This window comes from Kitasatospora sp. NPDC096140, assembly GCF_040303045.1.
In the GTDB taxonomy this organism is placed as follows: Bacteria; Actinomycetota; Actinomycetes; order Streptomycetales; family Streptomycetaceae; genus Kitasatospora.
Genome location: NZ_JBEOUW010000042.1, coordinates 1 through 16,124 on the forward strand (window position 1 = coordinate 1; position 16,124 = coordinate 16,124).

13 protein-coding genes are annotated in these 16,124 nt (G+C 74.1%); 6 read left to right on the forward strand and 7 right to left on the reverse strand.

What is annotated here, in order from left to right:
* Nucleotides 1-88: 88 nt before the first annotated feature.
* On the reverse strand, nucleotides 89-2,485 hold the full coding sequence (locus ABT048_RS32645) for an ATP-binding cassette domain-containing protein (protein ID WP_350525180.1): 2,397 nt from the start codon (nucleotides 2,483-2,485) through the stop codon (nucleotides 89-91).
* 211 nt (nucleotides 2,486-2,696) lie between these two features.
* Nucleotides 2,697-3,110, reverse strand: coding sequence for a VOC family protein (locus tag ABT048_RS32650; protein WP_350525181.1), 414 nt, complete (start codon nucleotides 3,108-3,110; stop codon nucleotides 2,697-2,699).
* A 359-nt stretch (nucleotides 3,111-3,469) separates the two neighbouring features.
* Between ABT048_RS32650 and ABT048_RS32655 the strand changes: the two genes are divergently transcribed.
* Entirely contained in the window at nucleotides 3,470-3,790 is a 321-nt protein-coding gene (locus ABT048_RS32655; protein ID WP_350525182.1) for a hypothetical protein, read from the forward strand.
* A 187-nt stretch (nucleotides 3,791-3,977) separates the two neighbouring features.
* Here ABT048_RS32655 and ABT048_RS32660 read toward each other — a convergent pair whose 3' ends face one another.
* The 5 genes from ABT048_RS32660 to ABT048_RS32680 form a co-directional block, all read right to left on the reverse strand.
* On the reverse strand, nucleotides 3,978-4,298 hold the full coding sequence (locus ABT048_RS32660; RefSeq protein WP_350525183.1) for a hypothetical protein: 321 nt from the start codon (nucleotides 4,296-4,298) through the stop codon (nucleotides 3,978-3,980).
* A gap of 80 nt (nucleotides 4,299-4,378) precedes the next feature.
* On the reverse strand, nucleotides 4,379-4,606 hold the full coding sequence (locus tag ABT048_RS32665) for a hypothetical protein (RefSeq protein WP_350525184.1): 228 nt from the start codon (nucleotides 4,604-4,606) through the stop codon (nucleotides 4,379-4,381).
* A gap of 81 nt (nucleotides 4,607-4,687) precedes the next feature.
* Nucleotides 4,688-4,957: a hypothetical protein gene (locus ABT048_RS32670; RefSeq protein WP_350525185.1), complete on the reverse strand. Its 270-nt coding sequence runs from the start codon at nucleotides 4,955-4,957 to the stop codon at nucleotides 4,688-4,690.
* Between the two features lie 30 nt (nucleotides 4,958-4,987).
* Nucleotides 4,988-5,179 carry a hypothetical protein gene (locus ABT048_RS32675; RefSeq protein ID WP_350525186.1) on the reverse strand — a complete coding sequence of 64 codons (192 nt, stop codon included), beginning with the start codon at nucleotides 5,177-5,179 and terminating at the stop codon, nucleotides 4,988-4,990.
* A gap of 96 nt (nucleotides 5,180-5,275) precedes the next feature.
* A complete protein-coding gene (locus tag ABT048_RS32680) occupies nucleotides 5,276-7,786 on the reverse strand; it encodes a cyanobactin maturation protease PatG family protein (protein ID WP_350525187.1) in 2,511 nt (836 codons plus the stop codon).
* A gap of 679 nt (nucleotides 7,787-8,465) precedes the next feature.
* Between ABT048_RS32680 and ABT048_RS32685 the strand changes: the two genes are divergently transcribed.
* The 5 genes from ABT048_RS32685 to ABT048_RS32705 all read left to right on the forward strand — a co-directional run bounded on the left by ABT048_RS32685 (nucleotide 8,466) and on the right by ABT048_RS32705 (nucleotide 15,988).
* Nucleotides 8,466-9,101: an AfsR/SARP family transcriptional regulator gene (locus tag ABT048_RS32685; RefSeq protein ID WP_350525188.1), complete on the forward strand. Its 636-nt coding sequence runs from the start codon at nucleotides 8,466-8,468 to the stop codon at nucleotides 9,099-9,101.
* A gap of 234 nt (nucleotides 9,102-9,335) precedes the next feature.
* Nucleotides 9,336-11,135 (forward strand): acyclic terpene utilization AtuA family protein, encoded by a 1,800-nt coding sequence (locus ABT048_RS32690; RefSeq protein WP_350525243.1) that lies wholly within the window; start codon nucleotides 9,336-9,338, stop codon nucleotides 11,133-11,135.
* Nucleotides 11,132-12,730 (forward strand): acyl-CoA carboxylase subunit beta, encoded by a 1,599-nt coding sequence (locus tag ABT048_RS32695; protein WP_350525189.1) that lies wholly within the window; start codon nucleotides 11,132-11,134, stop codon nucleotides 12,728-12,730. Before ABT048_RS32690 ends, ABT048_RS32695 begins: the two co-directional genes overlap by 4 nt.
* 40 nt (nucleotides 12,731-12,770) lie before the next feature.
* Nucleotides 12,771-14,801 (forward strand): acetyl/propionyl/methylcrotonyl-CoA carboxylase subunit alpha, encoded by a 2,031-nt coding sequence (locus ABT048_RS32700; protein WP_350525190.1) that lies wholly within the window; start codon nucleotides 12,771-12,773, stop codon nucleotides 14,799-14,801.
* 14 nt (nucleotides 14,802-14,815) lie between these two features.
* Nucleotides 14,816-15,988, forward strand: a complete 1,173-nt coding sequence (locus tag ABT048_RS32705) for an acyl-CoA dehydrogenase family protein (protein WP_350525191.1) — start codon at nucleotides 14,816-14,818, stop codon at nucleotides 15,986-15,988.
* Nucleotides 15,989-16,124 lie beyond the last annotated feature (136 nt).

The following is a 16,124-nucleotide window of genomic DNA, read 5'->3' on the forward strand; positions in this document are numbered from 1 at the left end:
TCCAAGCACACCTGCTCGAACTCCTCGGCATCGACGAAACCCGACCCCGCTGGCTGGAGACCTAACTCCCCATGTGCGAAGTCCGGGGCTAGCCGACGTACGCCGCCAGGGCCTCGCCGGTCGGCGTGGAGCGGGCGGCGACCAGGTCGGCCGGGGTGCCCTCGAAGACCACCCGCCCGCCGTCGTGCCCGGCGCCCGGGCCGAGGTCGATGATCCAGTCGGCGTGCGCCATGACCGCCGGGTGGTGCTCGATCACGATCACCGACTTGCCGGACTCGACCAGCCGGTCCAGCAGCCCGAGCAGCTGCTCGACGTCGGCCAGGTGCAGGCCGGTGGTCGGCTCGTCCAGGACGTAGACCCCGCCCTTGTCCGCCATGTGGGTGGCCAGCTTGAGCCGCTGCCGCTCACCGCCGGAGAGCGTGGTGAGCGGCTGGCCGAGGCTGACGTAGCCCAGCCCGACGTCCGCCAGCCGCTCCAGGATCCGGTGGGCGGCCGGGAGCGCGGCCTCGCCCGAACCGAAGAACTCCTCGGCCTCCGTCACCGACATCGCCAGCACCTCGGCGATGTCCCGGCCGCCCAGCCGGTACTCCAGCACGGCCGGCTGGTACCGCTTGCCCTCGCAGTCCTCGCAGGTGCTGGCCACCCCGGCCATCATCGCCAGGTCGGTGAAGACCACCCCGGCGCCGTTGCAGGTCGGGCAGGCACCCTCGGAGTTGGCGCTGAACAGGGCCGGCTTGACGCCGTTGGCCTTGGCGAAGGCCTTCCGGACCGGCTCCAGCAGCCCGGTGTAGGTGGCCGGGTTGCTGCGCCGCGAACCCTTGATCGCACCCTGGTCGACCGAGACCACGCCCTCGCCGGCCGCCCCCGACCGTCGACCCAGCGAGCCGTGGATCAGCGAGCTCTTGCCGGAGCCGGCCACCCCCGTCACCACGGTGAGCACCCCGAGCGGGACGTCCACGTCCACGTCCCGCAGGTTGTGGGTGTCCGCGCCCCGGATCTCCAGCTTCCCGGTGGGCCTGCGCACGCTCTCCCGCAGCGGCGCCCGGTCGGCGAGGTGGCGGCCGGTGACGGTGCCGCTGCTCCGCAGCCCCTCGACGCCGCCCTCGTAGCAGACCGAGCCGCCGGCCGTCCCGGCACCGGGGCCGAGGTCGACCACGTGGTCGGCGATCGCGATGGTCTGCGGCTTGTGCTCGACCACCAGCACCGTGTTGCCCTTGTCGCGCAGACGCAGCAGCAGCTTGTTCATCCGGTCGATGTCGTGCGGGTGCAGGCCGGTGGTCGGCTCGTCGAAGACGTACGTGGTGTCGGTGAGCGAGGAGCCGAGGTGGCGGATCATCTTGACCCGCTGCGCCTCGCCGCCGGAGAGCGTGCCCGCCGGGCGGTCCAGCGAGAGGTAGCCGAGGCCGATCTCCACGAAGGAGTCGAGGGTCTGCCGCAGGGTGGTGAGCAGCGGCGTCACCGAGGGCTCGTCGAGTGTGCGCACCCAGTCGGCGAGGTCGGTGATCTGCATCGCGCAGGCGTCGGCGATGCTGATGCCCGCGATCCTGGAGGAACGGGCGGCCTCGCTGAGCCGGGTGCCCCCGCAGTCGGGGCAGGCGGTGAAGGTGACGGCGCGCTCCACGAAGGCCCGGATGTGCGGCTGCAGGGCGTCCTTGTCCTTGGACAGCATCGACTTCTGGATCTTGGGGATCAGGCCCTCGTAGGTGAGGTTCACGCCCTTGACCTTGACCTTGGTCGGCTCCCGGTGGAGGAAGTCCTCCAGCTCCTGCCCGGAGTACTCGCGGATCGGCTTGTCCGGGTCGAGGAAGCCGGAGTTGGCGTACACGCCGACCGTCCACCAGCTGTCGGTCTTCCAGCCGGGGATGGTGATCGCGCCCTCGGCGATCGACTTGCTGTCGTCGTACAACTGCGTCAGGTCGATGTCGGAGACGCTGCCCCGGCCCTCGCAGCGCGGGCACATGCCGCCGGTGATGCTGAAGCTGCGGCGCTCCTTGACGGTCTTGCCGGCGCGCTCGACGGTGACGGCGCCCGCCCCGCTGATCGAGGGGACGTTGAAGGAGAAGGCCTTGGGCGAGCCGATGTGCGGGGTGCCGAGGCGGCTGAAGAGGATGCGCAGCATCGCATTGGCGTCGGTGGCGGTGCCCACGGTGGAGCGCGGGTCGGCGCCCATCCGCTGCTGGTCGACGATGATCGCGGTGGTCAGGCCCTCCAGGACGTCCACCTCGGGGCGGGCCAGGGAGGGCATGAAGCCCTGGACGAAGGCGCTGTAGGTCTCGTTGATCAGCCGCTGGGACTCGGCGGCGATGGTGTCGAACACCAGCGAGCTCTTGCCCGAGCCGGACACGCCGGTGAACACCGTCAGCCGGCGCTTGGGGATGTCGACGCTGACGTCCTTGAGGTTGTTCTCGCGTGCGCCGTGGACGCGGATCAGGTCATGGCTGTCGGCGGCGTGCGGCGCGGGGTGCGCGTCCGTCCTCTTGGGCATCGTGTCGTCTCTCCCTGTCGATCGGGCGGGCCCGTCCCCGCGGCCACGGTCGGCGGTCCCCTCGATCCAACCAGAGTCGAGGGGACCGGTCCGGCCGGTGGGGGTGGGGACGGGCCCGGCGGGCTGTGGCGGGTGCCGACCCGCCGGCCGGGCGAGCCGGCGGGTCGGCGGTGCGGCGGCCGTGCGGTGCGGCAGTTCGCCGGCGGCCGGCTCAGCGCACCTCGTTGAACCGGATCAGGTTGCCCGCCGGGTCGCGGAAGGCACAGTCGCGAGCGCCCCACTGCTGCTCGGTCGGCTCCTGCACCAGCTCGGCGCCGCCGGACTTCAGCCGGTCGAAGACGCCGTCCAGGTCGGCGGTGCCGAGGACGAGCCGGGCGTAGGTGCCCTTCGCCATCATCTCGGTGATGGTCCTGCGCTCGTCCTCGGTGACGCCCGGGTCGATCGCCGGCGGCTCCAGGACGAGGGAGACGCCGGGCTGGTCCGCGGGGCCGACGGTGATCCAGCGCATCGCGCCGCCGCCGAAGTCCTTGCGGACCTCGAAGCCGAGCAGGTCGCGGTAGAACGCGAGGGAGGCCTCGGGGTCGGTGTGCGGGAGGAAGGTCCAGTGAATGGTGATGTCGCTCATGACCGCAACGCTAGGCGCGGGCCCGTGCCGGGTGCTTCTCCAAAACTGATCGACCTGATCGACCCGGTCGATCCGACCGCCCCGATCGTCGGGGCCTCGGCGCCCGGTGCAGAAGTCGGGTCCTGGCGGCCGGGGCCGGCGTCGGGGCCGGTCGTCAACCACCAGTGGTCGTGGCTGTTGCCGCGAGGACGGTCCGAGGCTGGAGAGGTGCTGACCACCAGGCGTGCCCGACGCGTCGGAGGCCGGGCCGACCGGCGGCAGGCGTGACTCCAACTCGACTGCTGCTGCCATCATGTGAACCGAGTACCTGGCACGCGTCCGGACTGCCCGGTGGGTGGTCCGGCCCGTTCGAAAGGCTGGTGCTGCATCTGATGGCCAAGCATCGGGGACAACTGGTCCTCGTGCCCGCCTCCTACAACCCCGCCGAGGTGCTGTGGGCGATGGACGGGCGGACGGTGGTGGGCATGGTGACCGCCAGCGATGTCCACAACGGCCGCTACCGTGCCGGTGTCTACACTCCGCAGACCCAGTGGCTCGGCGATCTTCCGGTGTCAGGCACCCTGTGGATCTGCGTGCAGCGGCACGGCGAAGCCTTGGTGGACAAGCCGCAGGCGGGCACGGAGGAGTTCCTGAGCGTGCAGGATGCGCTCGCCGCGATTGCCAGGAACAGGGTCGTCTAAGGGCCTGCAGATCACCAGCCCGTGGCTTCCGTCGTTGTCGCCGGTCGGTGTGCTGTGGGCGCTTCGCCAGGTCAACGAGCCTTGCCGGCAGGGAAGTTCGAAACGATCATCCCGCACGTGGACGGACCCGTACCCGGGCCCCCGGGCAGGAGCCGGGGGCCCGGGGGCGGTGCCGCGCGGCGCCGGATCAGTGGCGCCCGCCGATCACCGGCGGTGGGGGCGGCAGACAGCCTGGGGTGGGCCGTCCACCGCACGTCCACGGGGCCGGATCGCCGGGCGGGGCACCGAACAGTCCGCCGGGGCCGTCCAGCAGGACGGGGAGCGCCGTCGTCCCCGCCGGGGAGTCGGCCGGGCCGCCGAGGGCGGCCGGCAGGGGCTTCGCCGGCCCGTGCTGCACGGCGACGATGGCGTCCCCCTCGGCGGGGGTCCGGTCGCCGAACGGCTTGAGGTCGGGCTGGTAGGGGATCCTGCGGTCGATCGGCGGTAGTTGTGGCGGGTCGTGACGCATGGTTCCGCCTCTCTGGATTCATCCGCGTTCCGGTCGGCGACAGGGCTCCGGGCCCTGCCGCCGGTGTGGGGGAACGCCGTTCAGAAGATGCCTCCGAGGATGCCTCCGAGGCCCGGGACCACGGTCTTGGCCACCTTGCCCAGCCCGCTGACGAGGTCGCCCAGGCTGAAGTCGGCCTCGACGCCGGGGGCGGCGCCGAGCGCTCCGCCGCCGGTGCCGGTGCGGTCGACCGGCGGGGCCAGCCGCGGGAGCTGCGGCCCGGGCGTGGGCAGCCCGGTCGCTTCGCGCATGCCTTCGTTGATCATCATCCTTCTCCCTTCCGGGTGGTTCCCGCACCCTTCCGCCGCCGTTCACATGCGGGAGGGTGCGGGCGTCGGGAGCCGCGGGCGTCAGCTGAACCAGCCCGCGACGGTGCTGCCGATGCTGCTGACCGCGTCGCCGATGGCGTCGCCGATCTGGTCGTAGGGCAGGTCGGGCAGGCCGACGTACGGGTCGAGCGTCCTGCCGAGGTACTCCAGTGCTCCGATGCTCGGTTCCACGCCGCCACCGGCGGCGCCGCCCGGCCCGTGCCCGGCCCGCAGGACGGGCGGGGCCAGCCGGGGGATCCGTGGCGCGGGCGGCCGGAACGCCGTGGGGGCTGCCAGGGGCTGGTCGGTCATCACGGTCTCCTTCCTCAGGTGTCGGACCGGTCAGGTGCCGTACTGCGCCGCGTAGCACATCTGCCGGGCCAGGCCCGGCATGCCGGCGCACTGGGAGAGGGCCGCTTCGACCCCCGGGCCGGTCCGTTGGTGGGCGGGCTCCCCGGGGCCGTCCCGGCGGACCGGCCGGGCCTGGGCGGGGAGCGCGGGGGCGGGCTTGGGGAGCCTGTCGGGGGCGTTCATCGTGGTTCTCCTCCTCGTGGGGGCTGCCGTGCGGTCGTCCCGGGCCCGTCCGGGGCCCGCGTCGCGGACGCGACCGTGTCCGGCTCAGCCGAGGAATCAGTCGAGGAACTGGTGGGTCGGCGCCAGGCTGACCGGCATCTCGTCGCTGACGTCGATGGTGAAGAGCCAGGTCACCCGGGCCCTGCGGTCGTTCTCCGGGTCGAAGAACCGGACCGTGACGTCCTGGCAGTCCGATCCCATCCGGCAGTACGGGCTCTTCGCGACGCTGATGGATTCGAGGGTGTACAGCCGGTCGCCCGGTCCGGGCACGTGCTTGGCGGCGAGCATGCCCGCGCTGATCTGGCTGCCGAACAGGAACGCGTTGGTTCCGGCGTAGTTGAGGGCCCGGTCGGCGGAGCTCTGGCCGAGGTTGCGGAACTGGTAGTAGATCTTGTCCAGGAACGCGCGGACGGTCGTGCGGATCTCCGTCTCGTCGACCGTGATCTTGCGTGCCTTCGTGTCGTCCTCGACGGCCTTCAGCACCTCCTGGGTCAGCAGCGCCTCCGTCCAGGTGTAGAGACCACGACCCTTGACCTCGACGACCGGCACGACCTGGCCCGAGAACAGCCGGACGGTGCGGTCGGTCAGCCGACCGGGTATCGAGACCCTGGAGACGTACGTCGGGTCGCTCGTGCCCTGGGCCTGGCCGAGCAGCGCGTCCCGGAGCGTGCGGTACACCGTGGAGACCGGCGGGGAAGCGATCCGCAGCAGGACCTGGGCGAGCTCGTCGGGCCGGCCGGCCAGCTGCTGCAGCCGGGCGGTGTCGAAGGACGGGTCGAGGATCGGCGCGCTCCAGTCCATTCCGGCAGCGGGCTCCGCCTCCAGCGCGTAGAGCGGGGTGCCGTCCGCGGTCAGCGTCCAGGTGACCTTGTCGGACGCCCAGGGGTTCTGGACCAGGTAGCCGTACAGCTGCCGGGCGTCGTAGGGGTTGGCGGGCGCCTCGGTCGGACGGCCGTCCGCGGTGGGCGCGCCGCCGACCGGGCTCATCAGCTGGCGGAAGCTGTCCCGGCGGGCCTCGGTGAGGAAGTCGACGCCGACCTGTCCGATCGCGTAGACGAGCGGGCGGTCGTTGGTGGACGCGCACGAGGGGCGCACGCCGCCGCCGACCGCGGCCGCCGGCCGGGCGGGTTCCGTGCGGGGCGGGGCGAAGGTCCGGACCGGCGGCGGGAGCGGCTGGGCGGCCGACTGGGCGGCCGGGGCGGAGGCGAGGGCGCCGCCGGTGCCCGGCCCGGCCTCCTGGGGCCCGCCGCCCTGACAGCGGCAGGCGCCGGGGGCCGGGGGCGCCGGCGGAGTGGCACCGACCGCGGTCGCACCGGCGGGGGCGAGGCCGGCCGGTTCCGGTACCGGCGGCGTGGGGAGGACGGAGCCGGCCGGATCGCCGACCGGGCCGCCCGCACCCGCGGGGACGGGCGCGGCGGCCGGGTCGGAGGCCTGCTGCTGTGCGGTGACGACGGAGGCGCTCTCGGTATCCATGGTGGTGACTTCCTCGTGCAGGTCGGACGAGCCGGACTCGTACAGGTCGGACGAGCCGGAAAGGAAGGCCCCGGCCGGGACGGCGCCGGCAGCGCGGGCCCCGGACCCGGGGGAGGGTCGGACGACGAGCGCGGCGGCCTCGGTGCCGGCCGTGACCGACTCCTGAGGACCGGTCACATCGCCCCGGCTGACGAGCCGGTACGCCCGGGCGGCGTCGAGCCGCCCGGCCAGCCGGCGCCGGCAGTCGGGGGCGTCGACGGGTTGGCAGGGGACGGCGTCCGCGCCGCGCAGCACGGCCCGGCCGGCGCCCTGCGGATCGGCCCCGTGCCCCGTGCGCAGTTGCGCGCCGACCAGCAGGGCGGCGACCCCGGACACCAGGGGTGTGGCGAAGCTGCTGCCCGTGAGGGCGATCCGCCCGCCGCCCGGGGCGGCCCCCTCGATGTCCTGGCCCGGGGCGAGGACGCCGGTGGCTGCGTAGGCGGAACTCCAGTTGTTGATCTCCAGCGGCGAACCGTCGGCCGCGGCGGCGCCGACGGCGAGCACCGACGCCACGGCCGCCGGCACCTGTTGGCAGTCGCAGCCGTCGTTGCCGACGGCTGCGACGACCAGGACCCCGCTCTCGTCGCACAGCCGCAGCGCGCGCTCCAGCATGCCGTCCGCCTGGGCGTCCTGGCTGCGTTCGCCGCCGCTGATGTTGACGATGTGCGCGCCCTCCTGCACCGCCCGTTCGACAGCCCGGGCCAGATCCAACTGCGGGACCCGGCCGGCCCCCTCGTCCGTGAAGACCGGGAGGATCAGGCCCCGGCAGCGCGGAACGATCCCGACCACCGCGCTGCCGGGCTGACCGAACAGGAGGCTCGCGACGTGGGTGCCGTGCAGAGACATCGGGCCGGGCCCGGCCGGCTCCCCGACCAGGGTGTCCAGCCGGGTCAGGTCCGCACCCGCGAAGCAGGGATGGTCGAGGTCGACCGGACCGTCCAGGACGGCGATGCACACCTCGGTGTCGCCCAGCAGGTCGTCGCCCGGCAGGAGCCCGCCGGGCGGGTCGGCGCCCGTCGGCGGCTGCAGGCCCCGCAGGACCGATCTGGCCTCCATGCGGCACCGCCTTCTCGGTGGTTCGGGTCGGGTCGGGGCGCGTCAGGTGCGTCGGGGTGCGTCGGGGTGCGTCCGGTGCGTCGGGGTGCGCCCCGCCGAGGGGTGCTCCGTGCCGCTTCCGTACGGCGACGCCGTCTTCGGCGTGTGCCGGCCGGTCGCTCCGGTGCGGTGGCCCGCACCGGGTGAAGCCAGCGTCCGTACCGCCCGTCGGGCCGGTGTGCGGCGGTCCGTCGCGGGGGCGTGCGTCCTGGCGTCCCCGGGGCGTCGCGTGGCCGTGGCGTGGCGGTCGTCCGGGGTGACGGTCCGCTCCCGGGCCCAACGCTCGGACGGCCGGGGTGAGCTGGTCGCCCGGCGGGCGGGCGGGGCAGGGTTCGGTCGGCCGTGCCACGCCCGTGCGACCCCGGTGCGATGTTCGGGTGACGCCGGCGCAACGGCCGCGCGACGTCCGCCGAGCCCTGCGTGGACGGACGGGGGACGGTGCCGGGATCGGGTCGCGACGAGGCGGTGATCGTGCCGCGACGGGGCAGTGCGATGCCGGCGGCCGGAGCGGCGGTGCTCCTGACGGGGTGCGAGAATCCGCCGGGGACTGCACAGTGGTGGTGTGTCATGGATTGCTCCGGGCATCAAACTACTACGGGGCTTCGAAGCCACCAGCGCGGGAGAGCGTGTTCCCCTCCCGGTGGGCGCACAGCGCCTGTTGGCGTTCCTGGCCCTGCACAGCGAGGGCGCTTCGCGCGGCACGGTCGCCGAGCAGCTCTGGCCGGACTGCACCCGTTGCCGGGCGGCCGCCAACCTGCGGTCGGCCCTGTACCAGGTCCGGCGGTTCGGCCTGACGCTGGTCGTCGAGAGCGACGGCCGCCGGCTGCTGCTCTGCGAGGACGTCCGGGTCGACCTGTGGCGCGCCTGGGGCAGCGCCCGACAAGTCGCGGCGGGAGGCGCCCAGTTGCCCGCCGACATCGACCAGCTGGTGGACGACCTCGCCGCCGATCTGCTGCCCGACTGGGAGGACGAGTGGCTGGCTCTGCCGCGCGAACGGTGGGGCCAGCTGAGGCTGTACGCGCTGGAGGGCCTGGCCCGCCAACTCTGCGGCGCCGAGCGCTACCTCGCGGCCCTCCAGGCCGCGTTGGCCGCCATTGCGATCGACCCGATCCGTGAGACGGCGCACCGGATCGTGATGGAGGTGCATCTCGCCGAGGGCAACATGGCGAGTGCGCTGCGCGCCTACCAGCACTACCGCTCGTTCCTGCAGCGGGAACTCAACGTGGCGCCCTCGGCCAAGATGACCGGCCTGGTGCAGAACCTGCTCGCGCGGTGAACCCGCCCGCCCGGCGCGCGCGGCGGGTGGCGCGTGGCGGGAATCGGGTGCCTGAAAACAAGCAGGCATGATTGCTTTTTTCTCCGGGCGGTGCCACGCTGCTGCCCGGCGGCGCCCGTCCGGGGTCGGCGCCAACTCACCGTCAGGGGAGGCGCCTTGGTGCGCGAACGCACGGTACTGCGGATCGGCAACGCCTCGGGGTTCTACGGGGACCGCTTCGACGCGGTGCGGGAGATGCTCACCGGCGGGCCGTTGGACGTGCTCACCGGGGACTACCTGGCCGAGCTGACCATGCTCATCCTGGCGCGCGACCGGTTGAAGGACCCGGCGCGCGGCTACGCCCGGACCTTCCTGCGGCAGATGGAGGAGTGCCTCGGGCTGGCCCGCGAGCGCGGCGTACGGATCGTGGTGAACGCGGGTGGCCTCAACCCGGCGCGGCTCGCCGACGACCTGCGCGCACTGGCGCGGCGCCTGGGCGTCGAGGCGGCCGTCGCGCACGTCGAGGGCGACGACCTGTTGCCGCGCCGGGAGGAACTCGGCCTGCCGGACGGGCTGTTGGCCGCCCATGCCTACCTCGGCGGCTTCGGCATCGCGGCCTGCCTGCGGGAGGGCGCGGACGTGGTGGTCACCGGCCGGGTCACCGACGCCGCGCTGGTCGTCGGCCCCGGCATCGCCCACTTCGGCTGGACCCCGGACGCCCTCGACGCCCTCGCCGGGGCGGTGGTCGCCGGACACGTCCTGGAGTGCGGCGCCCAGGCGACCGGCGGCAACTACGCGTTCTTCCGCGAGCACGACGTGACCCGCCCCGGCTTCCCGATCGCCGAACTGCACGCCGACGGATCCAGTGTGATCACCAAGCACCCGGGCACCGGCGGCGCCGTCACCACCGGCACCGTCACCGCCCAACTCCTGTACGAGACCGGCGGATCCCACTACCTCGGCCCGGACGTCACCGCCCGGCTGGACACCGTCCGGCTCACCGGGCAGGGCCCGGACCGGGTCCGGATCGACCCGGTCAGGGGCGAGGCGCCGCCGGCCACGCTCAAGGTGGGCCTCAACGCCCTCGGCGGCCACCACAACGAGGTGGTGTTCGTCCTCACCGGCCTGGACATCGAGGCCAAGGCGGCACTGGTGCAACGGCAGTTCGCCGAGGCGCTGCCGCCCGGGGCCCGCCCCGGCGAGCTGCGCTGGACGCTGGCCCGTACCGACCACCCCGACGCCCCGACCGAGGAGACCGCCTCGGCCCTGCTGCGGCTGACCGCCCGCGACCGCGACCCGGCCAAGGTGGGCCGTGAACTCGGCAAGGCAGCGGTGGAGTTGGGCCTGGCAGGCTACCCCGGCTTCCATCTCACCGCCCCGCCGGGGCCGGGTGCGCCGTACGGGGTGTTCACCGCCGCGTACGTCGACGCGAAGGCCGTCGAGCACACCGCCGTGCTGCCGGACGGCCGCCGGATCGCCGTCCCGCCCGCGCCGGTCACCGGCCACCCGGCGTCGGCCGAACTACCCGTTCCAGAGCCGGAGTTGCCCGAGCCGGAGTTGCCCGAGCCGCTGCCCGACGGGCCCACCCGGCGGGCTCCCCTCGGCCTGGTGGCCGGCGCCCGCAGCGGCGACAAGGGCGGTGACGCCAACCTGGGCGTCTGGGCCCGTACCGAGGACGGCTGGCGCTGGCTCGTACACACCCTCACCGTGCAGCGGCTGCGTGAACTCCTGCCCGAGACGGCCGAGTTGGACATCACCCGGCATGTGCTGCCGAACCTGCGCGCGGTCAACTTCACCCTCACCGGTCTGCTCGGCCAGGGCGTCGCCGCCCGTCACCGCTTCGACCCCCAGGCCAAGGCGCTGGGCGAGTGGCTGCGTTCCCGTCACCTGGACATCCCGGCCTCGCTCCTGAGCCCGACCGCGCTCCCCGGTCCGCTCCCGACCGCGACCACGCTCCTGACCGCGACCACGCCCCCGACCCCGGAACCGCTCCCGACCCCGGAACCGCTCCCGACCCCGGAACCGCTCGCCGACAGCCCGGAGACGCCGCTGTGACCGTCCTGCCCACCCGCGTCGACCCGGCCGGGCCCGAGTACGCCGACCACCGTGCCGCGATGCTCGCCAAGCTCGCCGAGCTGGACGCCGAGCACGCCAAGGCCCTGGCCGGCGGCGGCCCCAAGTACGTGGAACGCCACCGCAAGCGCGGCAAGCTGCTGGCCCGCGAACGGATCGAGCTGCTGATCGACCCGGACTCGCCGTTCCTGGAGCTGTCCCCGCTGGCCGCCTGGGGCAGCGACCACCCGGTCGGCGCCGCGCTGGTCACGGGCATCGGCGTGATCGAGGGCGTCGAGTGCGTGATCACCGCCAACGACCCCACCGTGCGCGGCGGCGCCAGCAACCCCTGGACGCTGCGCAAGGCGCTGCGCGCCAACGAGATCGCGCTGCAGAACCGCCTGCCGCTGGTGAACCTGGTCGAGTCCGGTGGCGCGGACCTGCCCAGCCAGAAGGAGATCTTCATCCCCGGCGGCGCCCTGTTCCGGGACCTCACCCGGCTGTCCGCCGCCGGAATCCCCACCGTGGCCGTGGTGTTCGGCAACTCCACGGCCGGCGGCGCGTACGTCCCCGGGATGTCCGACCACACCGTGCTGGTGAAGGAGCGGGCCAAGGTGTTCCTCGGCGGTCCGCCGCTGGTCAAGATGGCCACCGGCGAGGAGGCCGACGACGAGTCGCTCGGCGGCGCCGAGATGCACGCCCGCACCTCCGGCCTCGCGGACCACTTCGCGGCGGACGAGGCGGACGCGCTGCGGCTGGCCCGCCGGATCGTCGCCCGGCTCGACCACCGCAAGCCCGGCCCGGGCCCCGACCCGCTCGCCGAGCCGCCGAAGTACGCCGAGGAGGAGCTGCTGGGCATCGTCCCCGGCGACCTCAAGGTGCCCTTCGACCCGCGCGAGGTGATCGCCCGGCTGGTCGACGGCTCGGACTTCGACGAGTTCAAGCCGCTCTACGGCACCAGCCTGGCCACCGGCTGGGCCCGGCTGCACGGCTACCCGGTCGGCGTCCTGGCCAACGCGCAGGGCGTGCTGTTCAGCGCCGAGTCGCAGAAGGCCGCCCAGTTCATCCAGTTGGCCAACCAGCGGAACACCCCGCTGCTGTTCCTGCACAACACCACCGGGTACATGGTCGGCAAGGACTACGAGCAGGGCGGCATCATCAAGCACGGCGCGATGATGATCAACGCCGTCTCCAACTCCACGGTGCCCCACCTGTCCGTCCTGATGGGCGCCTCCTACGGCGCCGGCCACTACGGCATGTGCGGCCGGGCGTACGAGCCGCGCTTCCTGTTCTCCTGGCCGAGCGCCAAGTCCGCGGTGATGGGCCCGCAGCAGCTCGCCGGGGTGCTGTCGATCGTCGCCCGGCAGTCGGCCGCGGCGAAGGGCCAGCCGTACGACGAGGACGCGGACGCGGCGATCCGGGCGATGGTCGAGCAGCAGATCGAGGCCGAGTCGCTGCCGGTGTTCCTCTCCGGCCGCCTCTACGACGACGGTGTGATCGACCCGCGCGACACCCGTACGGTGCTGGGCCTGTGCCTGTCCGCGATCCACAACGCGCCGGTCGAGGGCGCGCGTGGCTACGGCGTCTTCCGCATGTGAGCCGGACCCCTGTGAGCCAGACCCTGTGACGGAGCCACCCATGACTTCCACGACACTGATCGGCAACCTGCTGGTCGCCAACCGGGGCGAGATCGCCCGCCGGGTCTTCCGCACCTGCCGGGAACTCGGCATCGCGACCACCGCCGTCCACTCCGACCCGGACGCCGACGCGCCGCACGTGCGCGAGGCCGACGCGGCCGTCCGCCTGCCCGGTGCGGCGCCCGCCGACACCTATCTGCGGGCCGAGGCGATCGTCCGCGCCGCGCTCGCCGCCGGGGCCGACGCCGTCCACCCCGGCTACGGGTTCCTCTCCGAGGACGCCGGGTTCGCGCAGGCGGTGCTGGACGCCGGTCTGCTCTGGGTCGGCCCGCCGCCGGCCGCGATCGCCGCGATGGGCTCCAAGACGGCCGCCAAGCGGCTGATGGCCGAGGCCGGGGTGCCCGTCCTGGGCGCGCTCACCTCGCCCGGCGAGGCCGACCTGCCGCTCCTGGTGAAGGCCGCGGCGGGCGGTGGCGGCCGCGGCATGCGGGTCGTCCGGAGCCTCGCGGACCTGCCCGGCGAGCTGGCGGCCGCCCGGGCCGAGGCGGCCAAGGCCTTCGGCTCGGACGAGGTGTTCTGCGAGCGCTACCTGCCCGCCGGGCGGCACGTCGAGGTCCAGTTGCTGGCCGACGCGCACGGCACGGTCTGGGCGGTCGGCGACCGCGACTGCTCGCTGCAGCGGCGGCACCAGAAGGTGATCGAGGAGGCCCCGGCCCCCGGCCTCCCGGCGGACGTCCGCGCCGAGCTGCACGCGGCCGCGGTGAGCGCCGCCCGGGCGATCGGCTACGTCGGCGCCGGGACCGCCGAGTTCCTGCTCGCCGAGGACGGCCGGTTCTGGTTCCTGGAGATGAACACCCGCCTCCAGGTCGAGCACCCGGTTACCGAGGCGGTCACCGGGCTGGACCTGGTGGCCCTCCAACTCGCCGTCGCCGAAGGGCGGCAGCTGCCGCCGGAGCCCCCGGCGCTGCTCGGTCACGCGATCGAGGCCCGCCTGTACGCGGAGGACCCGGCCAAGGACTGGCAGCCCGCCACCGGCACCCTGCACTGCCTCGAACTCACCGTGCCGCACCAGGAGTTCACCGGAGCCGGGGGTCGAACGGACGCCGGGAGCCGGCCGGACACCGGGAGCCGAACGGACGCCGGGGCCCGAACGGACGCCGGGGCCGGACCGGACGCCGGTCTGCGACTGGACTGCGGCGTCGAAGCCGGCAACGAGATCACCCCGCACTACGACGCGATGCTCGCCAAGGTGATCGCCTGGGCACCGACCCGCGCGGCCGCCGCCCGCCGGCTGGCCGACGCCCTGGCCCGCGCCCGGATCCACGGGCCCGCCACCAACCGGGAGCTGCTGGTCCGCGCGCTGCGGCACCCGGCCTTCCTGGACGGGCGCCTGCACACCGGCTTCCTCGCCGAGCACGGCGCCGAACTCACCGCGCCGGACACCGGGGGCGTCGAACGCGCGGCCCTGGCCGCCGCCCTCGCCGACGCCGCCGCCCGGCGCACCGCGCTCCCGTCCGGCTGGCGCAACCTGCCCTCCCAGCCGCAGCTCAAGCGCTACCGGGCGGACGACGGCGCCGAGCGCGCGGTCCGCTACCGCCTCACCCGCGCCGGCCTGCAGGCCGAGGACCACCCGGACGTCGAGCTGGTCGAGGCCGGCCCCGACCGGGTCGTGCTGCGCGAGGGCGGGCTGCGCCGCACCTACCGCGTCGCCCGCCACGGCGACCGGGTGTACGTCGACACCCCGGCCGGCGGCACCGCGCTCACCGCGCTCCCGCGCTTCCCCGAGCCCACCGTCGAGACCGACCCCGGCGCCCTGCTCGCCCCGATGCCCGGCACCGTCGTCCGCGTCACCGCCGAGGTCGGGGACGCCGTCACCGCCGGACAGCCGCTGCTCGTGCTGGAGGCGATGAAGATGGAGCACCGCGTCACCGCTCCGGCCGACGGCGTCCTCGTGGAACTCCGCGCCACCCCGGGCCGGCAGGTCGAACTCGGCACCCTGCTGGCCGTCGTCAAGTCCACCCAAGAGGTCTGAGGAAGGACCCCCGCATGTCCGCCATCGGCAGTCAGCTCCTCGAAACCCCCGAACGCCGCGCCCTGCGCCAGGCCGTCGGCGACCTCGGCCGCCGCTACGGCTCCGCCTACTACCTCGCCAAGGCCCGCGCCGGCGAGCCCGCCGACGAACTGTGGGCGGAGGCCGGCAAGGCCGGCTACCTCGGCGTCAACCTGCCCGCCGAGTACGGCGGCGGAGGCGGCGGCATCACCGACCTCGCCATCGTCCTGGAGGAACTCGGCACCGCCGGCTGTCCGTTGCTGCTGCTCATCGTCTCCCCGGCGATCTGCGGCACGGTGATCGCCCGCTACGGCACCGAGGAGCAGAAGCGGCGCTGGCTGCCCGGCCTCGCCGACGGCAGCCGCCGGATGGCCTTCGGCATCACCGAGCCCGACGCGGGCTCCAACGCGCACCGGATCTCCACCGTCGCCCGCCGCGACGGCGAGGACTGGCTGCTCACCGGCCGCAAGGTGTTCGTCTCCGGCATCGACCACTGCGACGCCGTCCTGTTCGTGGCCCGCACCGAGGACGCGCGCACCGGCAAGCTCAAGCCCTGCCTGTTCGTCGTCCCGCGCGAGACCCCGGGCTTCGAGTACCGGGCGATACCGATGGAACTCGTCGCCCCCGAGAAGCAGTTCCAGGTCTTCCTGGACGACGTGCGGCTGCCCGCCGACGCCCTGGTCGGCGACGAGAACGCCGGCCTGCTGCAGCTGTTCGCGGGCCTGAACCCGGAGCGCATCCTCACCGCCGCGTTCTCGCTCGGCCTGGCCCGCCAGGCCCTCGGCAAGGCCGTCGAGTACGCGAAGACCCGCACCGTCTGGTCCACCCCGATCGGCGCCCACCAGGGCCTGGCCCACCCGCTGGCCCAGTGCGCGGTGGAGATCGAGCTGGCCCGGCTGATGACCCAGAAGGCCGGGCTGCTCTACGACGAGGGCGAGGACCTCGCCGCCGGGGAGGCCGCCAACATGGCCAAGTACGCCGCCGGCGAGGCCGCCGCCCGGACCGTCGACCAGGCGGTGCAGACCCTCGGCGGCAACGGCCTCACCCAGGAGTACGGGCTGGGTGCCCTGCTGGCCGCCACCCGGGTCGGCCGGGTCGCCCCGGTCAGCCGCGAGATGGTGCTCAACTACGTCGCCCAGCACACCCTCGGCCTGCCCAAGTCGTACTGAGTCACCGGCCGGGGACGGCCGTGCGAACACCGCGCTGCCTCCCGTACGCGGCGCCCGGGCCGGTGCGGGACGGCCGGCCCGCGGCGGGTGACGGCCCGGTGTGGGTGACGGCCACCGGAGTGGTGTCGCCGGGCCG

Coding starts and splice junctions, on each gene's coding strand:
- ABT048_RS32675 (WP_350525186.1), bottom strand. CDS start 5,179: ATGAACGCCCCCGACAGGCTCCCCAAGCCCGCCCCCGCGCTCCCCGCC.
- ABT048_RS32645 (WP_350525180.1), bottom strand. CDS start 2,485: ATGCCCAAGAGGACGGACGCGCACCCCGCGCCGCACGCCGCCGACAGC.
- ABT048_RS32705 (WP_350525191.1), top strand. CDS start 14,816: ATGTCCGCCATCGGCAGTCAGCTCCTCGAAACCCCCGAACGCCGCGCC.
- ABT048_RS32700 (WP_350525190.1), top strand. CDS start 12,771: ATGACTTCCACGACACTGATCGGCAACCTGCTGGTCGCCAACCGGGGC.
- ABT048_RS32680 (WP_350525187.1), bottom strand. CDS start 7,786: ATGGAGGCCAGATCGGTCCTGCGGGGCCTGCAGCCGCCGACGGGCGCC.
- ABT048_RS32665 (WP_350525184.1), bottom strand. CDS start 4,606: ATGATGATCAACGAAGGCATGCGCGAAGCGACCGGGCTGCCCACGCCC.
- ABT048_RS32670 (WP_350525185.1), bottom strand. CDS start 4,957: ATGACCGACCAGCCCCTGGCAGCCCCCACGGCGTTCCGGCCGCCCGCG.
- ABT048_RS32650 (WP_350525181.1), bottom strand. CDS start 3,110: ATGAGCGACATCACCATTCACTGGACCTTCCTCCCGCACACCGACCCC.
- ABT048_RS32660 (WP_350525183.1), bottom strand. CDS start 4,298: ATGCGTCACGACCCGCCACAACTACCGCCGATCGACCGCAGGATCCCC.
- ABT048_RS32690 (WP_350525243.1), top strand. CDS start 9,336: ATGCTCACCGGCGGGCCGTTGGACGTGCTCACCGGGGACTACCTGGCC.